Source organism: Cellulophaga geojensis KL-A, from assembly GCF_000568425.1.
GTDB lineage: Bacteria > Bacteroidota > Bacteroidia > Flavobacteriales > Flavobacteriaceae > Cellulophaga > Cellulophaga lytica.
In genome coordinates, this window is the sequence record NZ_ARZX01000014.1 from 87,104 (window position 1) to 101,353 (window position 14,250).

12 protein-coding genes are annotated in these 14,250 nt (G+C 33.1%); 4 read left to right on the forward strand and 8 right to left on the reverse strand.

Annotated elements, in window-relative coordinates; genetic code table 11:
- The 4 genes from bioA to KLA_RS11375 all read right to left on the reverse strand — a co-directional run bounded on the left by bioA (position 1) and on the right by KLA_RS11375 (position 3,551).
- A complete protein-coding gene (gene bioA, locus KLA_RS11360) occupies positions 1–1,266 on the reverse strand; it encodes an adenosylmethionine--8-amino-7-oxononanoate transaminase (RefSeq protein WP_034645951.1) in 1,266 nt (421 codons plus the stop codon).
- Between the two features lie 127 nt (positions 1,267–1,393).
- Positions 1,394–2,008 carry a dethiobiotin synthase gene (gene bioD / locus KLA_RS11365; RefSeq protein WP_034645953.1) on the reverse strand — a complete coding sequence of 205 codons (615 nt, stop codon included), beginning with the start codon at positions 2,006–2,008 and terminating at the stop codon, positions 1,394–1,396.
- A gap of 11 nt (positions 2,009–2,019) precedes the next feature.
- Positions 2,020–2,394, reverse strand: coding sequence for a DUF2007 domain-containing protein (locus KLA_RS11370; protein WP_034645956.1), 375 nt, complete (start codon positions 2,392–2,394; stop codon positions 2,020–2,022).
- The gene (locus KLA_RS11375) at positions 2,391–3,551 is read right to left on the reverse strand and encodes an aminotransferase class I/II-fold pyridoxal phosphate-dependent enzyme (RefSeq protein ID WP_034645958.1); all 1,161 of its coding nucleotides are present in this window, start codon (positions 3,549–3,551) and stop codon (positions 2,391–2,393) included. The genes KLA_RS11370 and KLA_RS11375 overlap by 4 nt, the downstream gene beginning before the upstream one ends.
- 193 nt (positions 3,552–3,744) lie before the next feature.
- Between KLA_RS11375 and KLA_RS11380 the strand changes: the two genes are divergently transcribed.
- The 4 genes from KLA_RS11380 to KLA_RS11395 are packed head-to-tail and all read left to right on the forward strand — an operon-like array spanning position 3,745 to position 7,101.
- Complete coding sequence (locus tag KLA_RS11380) at positions 3,745–4,182, forward strand: ankyrin repeat domain-containing protein (protein ID WP_034645960.1); 438 nt, start codon at positions 3,745–3,747, stop codon at positions 4,180–4,182.
- Positions 4,183–4,225: 43 nt separating this feature from the next.
- Entirely contained in the window at positions 4,226–5,347 is a 1,122-nt protein-coding gene (locus KLA_RS11385; protein WP_034645961.1) for a C1 family peptidase, read from the forward strand.
- Between the two features lie 60 nt (positions 5,348–5,407).
- The gene (locus KLA_RS11390) at positions 5,408–6,664 is read left to right on the forward strand and encodes a Y-family DNA polymerase (RefSeq protein WP_034645963.1); all 1,257 of its coding nucleotides are present in this window, start codon (positions 5,408–5,410) and stop codon (positions 6,662–6,664) included.
- 2 nt (positions 6,665–6,666) lie between these two features.
- Positions 6,667–7,101 (forward strand): LexA family protein, encoded by a 435-nt coding sequence (locus KLA_RS11395; RefSeq protein ID WP_013620620.1) that lies wholly within the window; start codon positions 6,667–6,669, stop codon positions 7,099–7,101.
- Positions 7,102–7,402: 301 nt separating this feature from the next.
- On the opposite strand, the gene KLA_RS11400 is transcribed toward KLA_RS11395, so the two are convergent.
- From KLA_RS11400 to KLA_RS11415, 4 genes are all read right to left on the reverse strand, one after another.
- Positions 7,403–7,681 (reverse strand): F0F1 ATP synthase subunit epsilon, encoded by a 279-nt coding sequence (locus KLA_RS11400; RefSeq protein WP_013620621.1) that lies wholly within the window; start codon positions 7,679–7,681, stop codon positions 7,403–7,405.
- A gap of 69 nt (positions 7,682–7,750) precedes the next feature.
- On the reverse strand, positions 7,751–9,259 hold the full coding sequence (gene atpD, locus KLA_RS11405; protein ID WP_013620622.1) for a F0F1 ATP synthase subunit beta: 1,509 nt from the start codon (positions 9,257–9,259) through the stop codon (positions 7,751–7,753).
- A 231-nt stretch (positions 9,260–9,490) separates the two neighbouring features.
- Positions 9,491–11,014 carry an SGNH/GDSL hydrolase family protein gene (locus tag KLA_RS11410; protein ID WP_013620623.1) on the reverse strand — a complete coding sequence of 508 codons (1,524 nt, stop codon included), beginning with the start codon at positions 11,012–11,014 and terminating at the stop codon, positions 9,491–9,493.
- A 9-nt stretch (positions 11,015–11,023) separates the two neighbouring features.
- Positions 11,024–13,828: a TonB-dependent receptor gene (locus tag KLA_RS11415; RefSeq protein ID WP_034645966.1), complete on the reverse strand. Its 2,805-nt coding sequence runs from the start codon at positions 13,826–13,828 to the stop codon at positions 11,024–11,026.
- Positions 13,829–14,250 lie beyond the last annotated feature (422 nt).

Below are 14,250 nucleotides of genomic sequence, written 5' to 3' on the forward strand. Positions count from 1 at the left end.
TTAAACTATTTCTAGTGCTTCTTTAATTGAGTTGTATATTTTTTGAAGTTGCTCATCTGTAGTTACAAAAGGCGCCAAAATATAAATGGTATTTCCTAACGGACGTAAAAACACTCCAGAATCCATAAAATGCTTAAATAATTTATCTCTTAAATTACCATAGCGCTCCATTTTTATATTAAGATCTAATGCATAAATAACTCCCAATTGCCTTGTAGCACCAACTTTAGGGTGGTTTTTAACCTCCTCATTAAATTGCTTGTGAGAGGCTGTAATTCTGGCAATATTATCTTGCATTTCTGTAGATTGAAGCAACTCTAAACCTGCTAACGCAGCTGCACAAGCCAAAGGATTTGCAGTATATGTATGTCCATGAAATAATCCTTTAGAAATATCGTCATCATAAAAAGCATCATAAACTTGCTGCGTACAGCTAGTAACTGCCATTGGTAGTAAACCTGCTGTTAACGCCTTTGACATACATATAACATCTGGTTTAACATCTATATAATCTGACGCAAAATACTTACCTGTTTTACCAAAACTAGTCATTACTTCATCTGCAACCAAAAGTACATTGTGCTTTTTTAAGGTCTGTAGAATTTTATTTAAACCTTCTGCATTATGCATTTTCATTGCTGCAGCTCCTTGCACTAAAGGCTCATAAACAAAACCCGCAATAGCTTTAGTATTAACCAACTCTTCAATCTGAGATAAAATGGCTTCTATATTATCTTCTGTAGGTACAGGAATACGTTCTACATCAATAAAAAAATCTTCAAAAGGACCATTATAAACAGATAAACTAGACACAGACATTGCGCCAAAAGTATCACCGTGAAATCCGTCTTCAAAAGCCAACATAACATTACGCTTTTCCCCATTATTAAAATGATACTGCAATGCCATTTTAATTCCTATTTCTGTAGAAGTAGAACCGTTGTCTGAGAAAAACAATTTTTCCTGATTATTAGGCAGTATTTTTATCAATTCTTCAGACAGCTCTATAGCTGGCTTATGCGTAAAACCACTAAATACAACCTGGTCTAACTGTTGCATTTGAGCACCAACTTTTTCTAAAATATAGTCATTACAATGCCCGTACACAGAAGTATACCATGAAGATATTCCATCTATATAATCATTTCCTTTATCATCTGTTAACACTGCCCCTTTTGCTTTTACAATAGGCAACATTGTATTGTGTAATTTATGTTGCGTTAACGGGTGCCACAAGTGTTTTTTATCTCTTTCTGTAAGGTTCATAAGCTGTATGCCATCCTAATAGTGTTAGGACTTATGCATTTATTTTATTAGTAGATATCTATACCATGTGCTTTAGTTAACATGCATAGATTTTAATTTTTGACAAATATACAAACCAACCTATATTTTACAGGTTATCTCTAAACAAATCTGCATATTCTTTTATTACATTTTTATCAAAATATGGCTCTTCTTCTATACGGCCTATAAGTTTTGCATTTGTTTTAGATAGTATAATACTTTCTGTTGTTTTATGTTCTTCTCCACTAAAAATTATAGAAACTTTAAAACCACGTTCTTCTAAGTAATTTACCGTTAATAAAGTATGATTTATACTGCCTAAATAGTGTCTAGACACCACTACAACTTGGTGACTAGGGTCTATAATATCTAAAATGGTATCATTATCATTTAAAGGAACCAACAACCCACCAGCACCTTCTATAATTAAATTGTTATCTGTTTTTGGCGCTACTATTTTATCTACCTCTATTACTACACCGTCTATTTCTGCCGCTGCATGCGGACTCATAGGTGTTTGTAAAGCGTAACTATTTTTATGTATTACCGTTTTAGAGTTAGAAATAAAATCTGCTATTTTGTGACTGTCAGACGTATCTAAATCTCCCGCCTGTATTGGTTTCCAATAATCTGCTTCTAACGCCTCTGTTAATATTGCAGAAGCCACTGTTTTACCAACTTCTGTAGATATACCAGTTACAAATATTTGTTTTGTTTTCATTGTATTGTAGTTTATGAAACTATATTGCAGTTAAAACAACGGAATTTTCTTTTTTCAAAAAAAGGGAACAACTTATAAAAAATTCCTTTTCTGGAGTAATAGCCTTCTAGCTTTTCTGCTTTACAGTTTGGGCACGCTAAAGGTTTTCCGTTATCATCTACAGCATAGCTTCTAATTTCATTATAAATTTCTAATGCTTTATTTTTATCTTCATCTAAAACCAAAAGTTTAATTCCGCCAATTGCATTGCTAATTAATGGGTCTGAGTTTACCGTGTTTTCATCCTTTAAAAAAACTTGTATACCCTCTGACTCTAGCTTACCTTTTATGATAACTGTATCTGCTAAATACTCAAATGCAGCTAATTTGTAAAATTTCTGACTCATTCTCTTATATAATTATGCAAAACGGTTATTACTTTTTCTATTTCTTTTGGTGTATTGTAAGCGTGCAAACAAAAACGCAATCGTTCTTCTCCTTTTGGTACTGTTGGCGATAATATTGCTTTTACATTAAATCCGTTTTCTTCAAGTTTTTTAGCTATACTTTTTACCCTATTATTTCCTGAAATTAAACAACATTGTATTGCCGAGTTACTAGTAATAAAATGCTGCTTTAGTTTACTACTTTCAACTTTACTTTTAAAAACCTTAACTGCATTTTGCAAAAGTTGTTGTTGAACTTTACCTTCTTTACTTTCTAAAAAATAGTACGACTGTAAAATTGTAGCTAAACTATGCGGTGCTAAAGCTGTTGTATATATAAAGCTACGCGAAAAGTTAACCAAATAACTCTTTAACTCTTCACTACCTAATATAGCTGCGCCGTGGCAACCTAAAGCTTTACCAAAAGTTATAATGTGCGCAAAAACCAAGTCTGTTAATTGTAGCTGTTGCACCAAGCCCTCTCCTTTACTGCCAAAAACACCAACAGCGTGTGCCTCATCTACCACAAAAAATAGTTTATGTTCTTTACAGAATAATGCCATTTCCTTTAAGTGTGGAGAATCGCCATCCATAGAAAAAACAGATTCTGTTACTACGTAAACAGCACTATTATTATCTTTAACAGCAGCAGTATGCCTTTCTACTAAATTTTCTAAATCTGCAATATTGTTATGCTTAAATTTATATGCCTTGGCATTACTCATTGCAATACCGTCTCTTATACTTGCGTGTATATACTCGTCATAAAAAACTAAATCTCCACGCTGCGGTACACAACTAAAAAAACCAATATTAGCATCATAACCAGAATTGTAAACTATTGCTGCTTTAGATTGGTGAAATAAAGCCAATTTAGACTCTAGCTCATCGTATAAATTATGATTCCCAGAAAGTAATCTAGAGCCAGTTGCCCCGTTTTGCAAAAAACTACTATCTACCAAGTATTTGTGCGTAGCGCTAAAAATTGATGCATTGCCAGAAAACCCTAAATAGTCGTTAGAAGAAAAATCTGCCAACTGCTTATACATAGGTAATACACGCAATGACATATTCTGTTGCCGCTCTTCTAGTTTTTTCTGAAGTTTTTGTGGTAGCATTTGGCAAAGATACAAATAGATGGATTTTAATTGTTATTAAAAGAAGCAATAGAAATTAGTATTTGTTACGCTAATAACAAATTAAAAAAATAACCAACCATCAGATATTTTAGAATATGTAAAAGAAAAAGAATAAATTTAACCCACTAACGTTTTATATAAACACTTAGTTAAATTAAATAAACCCAAAATAATGAAAACCCTATTTTTTACAATCCTACTTGTTGTTTCTACTTATGCAAGTGCTCAAGAAATAAACAGCGACATTAAAAGTGTTTTAGAGACTGACAATGTTACAGAGCTTAAAAAGCAAATAACATCAAAAAATATTAATAGTTGCTTTAAGCTAGAAGAATCTGAATACACGCTACTAACACTTTCTATAAAACTTAACGCAAAATCTTGTTTTGCAGAGCTAATAGCACAAAATGCTAGTGTTGAAAAAACGTGCAACAATAAAACTCCTTTTATGTATGCTGCTAAATACAACAGGTTGGCAATGGCAAAAGACCTTGTTAAAGCAGGTGTACAAATTAGAGTTAGAAACAGTGACAAGCAATCTGCTTTAGATTTTGCTAAAAAATACGAGAGTAAAGAGATTATAGAATACATAAAATCTTTTAATCAATAAAAAAAACACGCTAACCACAAAGCACTAATCAATTAAGAACACTATGCGAAAATTACTTTTTAGCCTTGGCTTTATGCTTGCCATAGGCGCTATAAACGCGCAAGAAGCATACAAATTTACAGATGTTATAGATTTAGAAACAACACCTGTTATTAGCCAAGGTGCTACTGGAACTTGTTGGAGTTTTTCTACTTCTTCATTTTTAGAATCGGAAATTATACGACTTACAGGCAACAAAATAGATTTGTCTGAGATGTATACTGTACGCAATACATACCCTAAAAAGGCAGAAAACTTTGTAATGAGACAAGGCAAAGCTCAATTTAGCGAAGGTGGACTAGCACACGATGTAATTAACTCGGTTAAAAATTATGGTCTTGTGCCACAAGAAGCATACAACGGACTTTTAGAAAATAGCACTTTTCACAATCACGCAGAATTGGTTGCAGTGCTAGAAGCTATGGTAAAAACATATGCAGAAAACCCTGCTGGTGAACTAAGCAAAAACTGGTCTAAAGCTGTAAATGCCGTTTTAGATGTGTATTTAGGAGCAAATAAAACATCTTTTACATACCAAGGAAAGGAATACACACCTGCTTCATTTTTAAAAATGACTAAAATTGTACCAGAAGATTATGTTACAATTACATCATTTACACACGCACCATTTTACAGTTCGTTTATATTAAATATACCAGACAACTGGAGTAACGGTAGTATGTACAACGTTACTTTAGACGAAATGATACACACTATTGACAATGCTCTAGAAAACGGTTTTACAGTTGAGTTAGATTGCGATGTTAGCGAACGTACTTTTTCATCTAAACACGGAGTTGCTGTAGTGCCTGCAGATTACGAAAACAACAAAAAAGCTTTAGAAGGCATTTACCCAGAGCTAAAAATTACACAAACTTACAGACAAAACGAGTTTGAAAACTTTACAACTACAGATGATCATTTAATGCACATAACAGGTACAGTAAAAGATCAAAACGGAACAAAATACTATAAAGTAAAAAACAGTTGGGGTACAGACCCTAACAGAACAACACATAATGGTTATGTGTATTTTAGTGAAACTTATATGCGACTAAAAGCAATAAGCGTTATGGTGCATAAAGATGCATTACCAAATAATGTATCTAAAAAAATAAATCTATAATTAACACATACTACTAGTGCACGCATAAATATAAAGTGCAAATCTTGTACCTTTGTAGCAATGTATGCACTAGTAGATTGTAACAATTTTTACGCCTCCTGTGAGCGGGTTTTTAACCCAAGCTTACAAGGTAAACCTATTGCAATTTTAAGCAATAATGATGGTTGTGTAATCTCTAGAAGTGACGAAGCCAAAGCTCTTGGCTTACCAATGGGAGCTCCTGCTTTCAAATATAAAAGTTTTTTTAAAGCCAATAACATTTACGTTTTTTCATCAAATTACTCCTTATACGGAGATATGAGCAGTAGAGTTATGAGCATACTACAACAATTTTCTCCAGATGTAGAAGTATACAGTATTGATGAAGCTTTTATGCAGTTTAAAGGCTTTAATAATTACAACTTTACTAGTTATGGTACAGAAATAAGAGACCGTATTTTAAAATGGACCGGAATACCTACTTGTGTTGGCATTGCTCCAACAAAGGCGCTTAGCAAAGTAGCAAACAAAATTGCCCGTAAGTTTCCAAAACAAACAAATGGTACTTATGTTATTGATACAGAAGAAAAACGACTTAAAGCTTTAAAATGGATAAAGCTTGAAGATGTTTGGGGCATTGGAAGAAGACTACATAAACGCTTAGCCATTAAAAACTGCAAAACAGCTTTAGACTTTGTTAATTTACCCGATAATTGGGTGCGTAAAAACTTTTCTATAACAGAGTGGAAATTAAAAAAAGATTTAGAAGGTATACCTACCTTAGATTTAGAAATTAAAGAAAATAAAAAATCTATTGCCACTACAAGAAGTTTTGAACATACTTTCTCTGATTTAGAGAATATAAAAGAGCGCATATCTACTTTTGCCACCAGTTGTGCAGAAAAATTACGCAAACAAAATTCTAGCTGTCATATGATTGTTGTTTTATTAAGTAGCGACAAACACAAAAAAGACACAGAGCAGCATAGAGGCACGTTTAATGTTAGTATGTCTTACCCAACAGATTCTAGTTTAGCAATTAGTAATGCCGCTATAAAAGCTGTAGAACGCATATATAAACCTGGTGTTAAGTACAAGCGTGCTGGTGTTATTGTAACCGGCCTAGTCCCTACAAACAATCACCAATTGCATTTGTTTACCTCAGAAAATCCAAAACACAAACCTCTAATGAAAGCTATAGATAAATTAAATTTTAAATATGGCGATCAAAAACTAAAAATAGCCAATCAAGATTTGGAACGTACTTGGAAAATGAAGCAAAAACACTTATCTCCTAAATACACTACAAGTTTTAATGACATTATAAAAGTAAAATAAGCGTGATAAATAAAACACATCTTACTTTTTTCTCTGTTGATGCTTCCTCAAAAAGCACTAGTATTTTTGTGGATACTGGTATTTCTGCGGGCTTTCCGTCTCCGGCTGATGATTTTAAAGAAAACAGAATAAGCCTAGACAAAGAACTAATTAAAAATCCTGAAGCTACTTTTTTTGCAAGAGTAAGCGGAGAATCCATGATTGGCGCTGGACTAGAAGATAACGACCTATTAGTTATAGATAGAAGTTTAGAACCAGCACATAACAAAATTGCTGTTTGCTATTTAGATGGTGAGTTTACTGTAAAAAGATTAAAAGTTGAAAATAATTTAGTTTGGTTACAACCAGAAAATCCCAATTATAAACCTATACAAATTACTGAAGAAAACAACTTCATAATTTGGGGTATTGTTACCAATGTAATTAAAAAAGTATAAAAATAAAAAAGCGCAAAGTGGTTACTTTACGCTTTACTTTTATTACAGATACTAACTCCAATAATAAAATAAATATTATTACGCCGTTATACGCTACTTTTATTTTTATTGATATACGAGCAAAAGCCTATATATGGTTTTTGTAAATGTAAGAAAATTCATTTAAATATATAAAATTTAACATATTTTCTTACAAATAAGATTTTAAACGTATAAAAAATCACAATTTAAAAGTAAGGCATAAAAAAAACGTGAAGCATTTAGCTTCACGTTTATATTTATTTAGTAGAGTTACTTATACTTAATCCGCTAGTACAATAACTTTATTATCTTTCATTTCTATAGTACCACTATTTATTGGCAAAACAGTTTCTCCGTTAGAACCTTTAGAGAATTTACCCTCAAAAGCTTCATCTATAGATACATTTCCTTGAATCTTAACCGTACCTTGCTGTAATAATGATACAATTGGTGCGTGATTAGATAACATTTGAAAATCTCCATTTATACCAGGTACAGTTACAGAAACAACTTCTCCTGCAAATAATGTAGCTTCTGGTGATACAATTTCTAAATACATAATTATAAAAGTATTAAGTAGTTAATATTACGTGCAAGCAATTAACTAACACGTAATATTATGTATTATTTATGCTTCAGCAAGCATTTTTTCTCCTGCTTCTATAGCTTCTTCAATAGTACCTTTAAGGTTAAATGCAGATTCTGGTAAGTGATCTAATTCACCATCCATAATCATATTAAATCCTTTAATAGTATCCTTGATATCTACTAAAACACCTTTAAGACCTGTAAATTGCTCTGCTACGTGGAAAGGCTGAGATAAGAAACGTTGTACACGTCTTGCTCTACCAACTGCCATTTTATCTTCCTCAGATAATTCTTCCATACCAAGGATAGCAATAATATCTTGTAATTCTTTATAACGTTGTAACAACTCTTTTACACGTTGTGCACAAGAGTAGTGATCTTTTCCTAAAATTTCTGGAGCTAAGATTCTAGAAGTAGAATCTAATGGATCTACCGCTGGGTAAATACCTAACTCTGCAATTTTACGAGACAATACCGTTGTTGCATCTAAGTGAGCAAAAGTAGTTGCCGGTGCTGGATCCGTTAAATCATCCGCAGGTACGTAAACCGCCTGTACAGATGTAATAGAACCTCTTTTTGTTGATGTAATACGCTCTTGCATAGCACCCATTTCTGTTGCTAATGTTGGTTGGTAACCTACCGCAGATGGCATACGACCAAGTAATGCAGATACCTCAGAACCAGCTTGTGTAAAACGGAAAATGTTATCCACAAAGAAAAGTACATCTTTACCTTGACCTTCACCTGCTCCATCACGGAAATATTCTGCAATAGTTAAACCTGATAATGCAACACGTGCACGTGCTCCTGGTGGCTCATTCATTTGTCCAAATACAAAGGTTGCTTTAGAATCTTTCATTACAGATTTATCAACTTTAGATAAATCCCAACCACCTTCTTCCATAGAGTGCATAAAGTCATCTCCGTATTTAATAATACCAGACTCTAACATCTCACGTAGTAAATCGTTACCCTCACGAGTACGCTCACCTACACCAGCAAATACAGAAAGTCCACCGTGACCTTTTGCAATGTTGTTAATTAATTCCTGAATTAATACTGTTTTACCTACTCCGGCACCTCCAAATAAACCAATCTTACCACCTTTTGCATAAGGCTCAATAAGGTCAATTACTTTAATACCTGTAAATAATACTTCTGTAGAAGTAGATAAGTCTTCAAATTTTGGTGCCTCTCTGTGTATTGGCAAACCATCTTTACCAGATTTTGGTAAATTCCCAAGACCATCAATAGCGTCTCCAATTACGTTAAATAAACGTCCGTAAACGTCATCTCCAACTGGCATTTGTATAGCGCTTCCTGTTGCATTAACCTCTGCTCCACGACTTAAACCATCAGAAGAATCCATAGATATAGTTCTTACTGTGTTCTCACCAATGTGTGATTGTACTTCCAAAACCAAAATTGATCCATCTGCTTTTTTAATTTCTAATGAATCATAAATTTTTGGAAGATCTACCCCTGCTTGGAACTCCACATCTATAACTGGGCCAATAATTTGGGAAACTTTACCTGTAACTTTAGACATTGCTATCAGTATTTATTTATATATAATTTTTTTTGTTTTTAAAAAACATAAAACCCTGTAATACAGACCCTGTGTTTTTCAGGGTGCAAAGATAAGTTTTTCAAATTTAAATAAAAACTACTTTTTATTGTTTTTTTAACTTATCTAAAACCTTTTAATTCTTATAGAGGTTTTATCAAAAAAGCGCCTTATAAAATAAGGCGCTTTTTAAAATGTATAAAATTTTACGCTTTACTGTAATGCAGGAGAAAACGTTGTTGGGTAATTAGCTGCTTTTGCTAATGTTTTAGACGCTACAAAATTAGATTCGTATGTAGCATCAATAGCTTCTAAAAATTTATTAGCCATTAATGCATAGCCTCTAGATGTTAAATGTATACCATCTAAACTAACTAAACCTCCAAAAACTAAATCAGTATTCATTGTATAATCATCAAAAGTAATTCCTGTTTCTGAAGCCTGAGAAAGAACCGAATTTAAATCTACTAATGCCAAGCCTTTTGCAGATACAACTGAAGCTATAGCAGCATTGTACGCATCTGTTGCTGCATTAATTGATGCTAACTCACTAGCTACTAAAACCCATTTATCTTCTAATGGAACAGATACACCGTTTACCATTGTTGGGTCATCATTAACTCGTGTACCAATAAAAGATGATGCTGGTAATACTAACAAATCATCTGCTGTTGCGTGTCTGTAACTTGGTAATCCAAATGCAGACAAATCTGTTAAATCTTCATCTTCTATAACCACTGCATTAGCTGAAGATGCTACAAATTTTATTGTACGTGCTTCTGCTTCTGCTTCGTCTATTTGCCCTATTGTAACCATTGTTTGCAAACCACCATTGTACTGAGCATAACCATTATTTACTTGTGTAGCCGTTGCCTCATCCATTGGAAGCGGATTATAAGGTACAGTTGTAAAATGAGGTAGACTAGTAATGTAAGGCACATTTGCAACTGCCCCTTTTGCCCCATTAGCCGTAAGTGCATCTACCATACCAGTTAATGCCACTTGAAAAAGACCTGGATCTGTAATATCATTTGGACCATAATTTGCCGCATTAGGATCTCCTGTACGGTCTACACCAGACCCACCAGAAACTGCAAAACCTAAAACATCATTACCCCCTATTTCTGATAACGTAAAAAAAGTAGGGCTTTGTGCAACTGCTAATTCTAACATACTTGCATCTGGCGTACTACCTGTCATTCTAACAAAATACGGATTAGCTGCTCCTGCAGACAAATTAGAAATATTACCATAACCGTTTGCTAGCAAGTGAAAACTTTTAGCTCCAGGAACACCCATATTCTGAAAAGGTCCTGTTGGATTATTTAATAGTACATCTGTTGTAACTGTAACAGGTGCCCCAAGTGCTGCCTCAAGTGGCACTGGTCCTGCACCTCCAAAAACCAATCTTGGATCTGCAATTCTATCTCCATTTAAAGCTAATCCACCAAAATTATCATTAGTTAAAGGCTGATTAAATGTTGTACTTCCTCCTGCACTTGCAAATTTTTGAGAAAGTATATTTGGGAAAGACATTTCCTGCGTTGCCTTAAAAAGTGCTCCATCTGTATAACCAGCAGTAAAAGAGGCTCCTAAAGAAATATAGTTTGAAAAATCTGCAGATCCTGCTGTTAATTCAGGTAATTGCTCCTCAGTCATTGTAGACGAATCATCATCATCACTACAAGAAGAAAATGCTACCATTGCGGCTACTAGCCATATATATTTAGTTTTCATATTTAAATCTTATAAATTATTAATTGTCCAAGAAACATAGTATTGAGATCCTACATAACCTGTACCAAAAGCTGTAAAATACTCATCACCTAATAAGTTAGATGCACCAACTTTAAAATTAGATTTTAAACTTGGAACAGTAAAGTTAACCTGAGCATCTAACACGCTAAAAGAAGGTACTTGCCCGTCTCCAAATGATGCTTCCCAGAAATAAGAATCACTCCACCTGTAAGCTACATTAAAACCAATATTTTCAAATAAATCAGTTTTACCAAAATTAGCTTTAAACTTATGTTCTGGAGTGTTAAAGTTTGTTCTAAAATCAGGGTTTGCCTCTTGATCAAAATCTAACTTAGAATATGTATAATTTGCTCCTAAATCAAATCCTCCTAAAACTTTAGTATCTATACCTAATGTAGCTCCATAAGAATTTACATTTGCTTCAGAATTAGTGTATGTTTGGTATGCTTGATAATCTCCGTTAGCCAATGCCAAAACAGACAAACTATTATCTCCTGCCTCTCCGTAATACGTAGAAACTACTGTTTCATTAGATAGGAAGTCTTTATAAATATTATAATATCCACTTAAATCTATAACTACATCACTTACTTTACCTCTGTAGCCTAACTCAAAAGAAGTTACTTGTTCTGGTTTTGCCAAATTAGAGTTTGCCACTTTTAAATCTGCAGGGTTTCCTGAAGCTCCAAAAGCCTGTAATGAACTTGCTAAATAAGAATTATTGTAAGCACCATCTCCAGATTTCTCTATAGTTGCAGGCTGACCAAGATTATCTTGCGCCTCTTGACTAACACCGTATGTTCTAACATCTCTTTCTAAGTTATCTTTAGCTCCTCCAATTAAAATAGCTCTACCTACATCTAAACCAATATATAAATCTTGCGTAGTTGGATTTCTAAATCCTGTTTGAAAAGAGGCTCTTAAATTATGGTTTTTATTTTCACCTAATGTATAGCCAGCTGCTAATCTAGGAGAGAAGAAACCATCAAACAGCTCTGATTTATCATAACGTAAAGAACCTGTTAACTTTAAACGGTCTTCTAATAATTTTTTCTGTATTTGTGTATATACACCAAATTCAGAATACCTAATAGGCCCATCATTATCCGTATAAATTGTACCAGAAGAATTTAATTCATATGTTCTTGTAGATCCACCCACTTGAATATCTGCAAATTCAATTATTTCAGAAAAATTATAGTTTGCATCTGCGTGATAAATTTTTGAATTATCTTGAAACTTAGAACCAGAACTTAAATCCGGATCATTTATACTTCTTTCATATGCTGCTTGAAACTCTGGTGTACCTGGTAAATATCTTCCAGATTCTGCTTGAGCTCTTGCTGCTGCATGTGCTTGGTCTGACGTTGCTCCGCCAAGTGTACTTAACACATATGTACCAACATACTCACCAAACCATTGTTGATCTGATTTCCAGGCTCTATTAATATTAATTCCTGTAAAAACCATATCATAAGAATCACCAGCTTTATCTTCTGTCAAATACCCTCTTAAGAAGAAATTATCATTCTTAATTTCTAATTTATGTTGTTGCAAAAAGAAATCATCAATTGCATATCTGTTTGCTCCTTGGTAAATTGTAGATCCAGAACCTACTTTACCAACATAAGAAATTTCAAAGTCATTCTCCCAAGGCCTGTAATACAAACCCCAATCTGCTTTTATACTTTCTGCATTATAATCTGTTAAATATTTTTCATTATATCCAGTTCTACTCACATTTACACTAGGCACCAATGCTTCTGCACCAGCTGGCAAAATTGTTTCTCCTGTTTCAGGGTCAATTGTTTTAGTAAGTATTTGTGCAACACTAAACATATTCTGACTTACTTCATCACCATAAACGTTTACACCGTCATAATCCAAGTCATCTCTAGTAAACCCTCTAAATAATTTATCGGTTTCATTATCAGCTCCCCAATCTGTACCATTTAAATAGCCAAAATTCACTTTACCTGCAAATTTATCACTAAACTTATAAGCAGCTCTTATACCAAAATCTGTATATGTATTATCACCTGATACTTCTTGAGATGTTATACCTCTTTTTATGTAAGCACTAATACCCTGAAAATCAAAAGGATTTTTACTTCTCATAAATAAAATACCATTAAAAGCATTGGCTCCATATAAAGCAGAAGCAGCACCTGGCAAAAGCTCCACACTTAAAACGTCAGTTTCTGTCATACCTAATAAATTTCCTAAGGGAAAATTTAATGCAGGCGCAGAATTATCCATTTGATCTACCATTTGCATAAACCTTGTATTTGCAAATGTGGCAAAACCTCTAGTGTTAATAGACTTAAAAGTTAAACTGTTGGTGTTTATATCTACTCCTTTTAAGTTTTCCAAACCATCATAAAAATCTGATGAAGCAGTATTTTTTATATCCTTAAGCCCAAAACGCTCTACAGATACGGGTGATTCAAAAATACGTTCAGGTGTTCTAGAAGCAGATATTACAATTTCTCCCAATTGAGTTGCTTCTTCAGTAAGCTTTATTGTTAAGTTTTGATTATTGGAAGTTACATCTACTGTTGAAGATGAATAACCAATACTTGTAACCTTTAGTTTAAATGGTGGCACTTCTGACGTGGTTAATGTAAAAAGACCATCAAAGTCGGCTACTACACCTTCAGCCTTTCCTACGATTACAACATTGGCAGAGGATACTGGTTGACCGTTTTGATCAACAACCTTTCCTTTTATTGTAGTCTGAGAATACCCCAGAACTCCAAAAATCAGGAAAGAAAAAAGAATTAATTTTCTCATTCTAGTATTGAATTAAGTTAGTTTTGATTGTGAAGTTATATTTTTTTTTGATTTTAACAACTATTAACACTATTAAATTATGCGTGCATAGTAATTTTTTAACATTTTTTAGTGCAAATATTTATTTATACCCTAAAAATAGTTAGCAATTTTTACCAAATTACGACATTAACACTTTTATTACTACTTTACTAAAATAGTACAATGTTAAAATTTAAAATAAGAACTGAACAAAAAATTAATTAGCAACTTCAACCATTAATCTATCTTAATGGTATAAAATTTTGTTACATATATACAAAAAATTAGAGTTATAATTCTACACACCCACATAAAACACCAAAAGCCCTAGAATATATTTTCTAGGGCTTTTTTTGTATGTATTAGTAATTAGTTTTTAAATGGTTTTAAATAGCTTAATT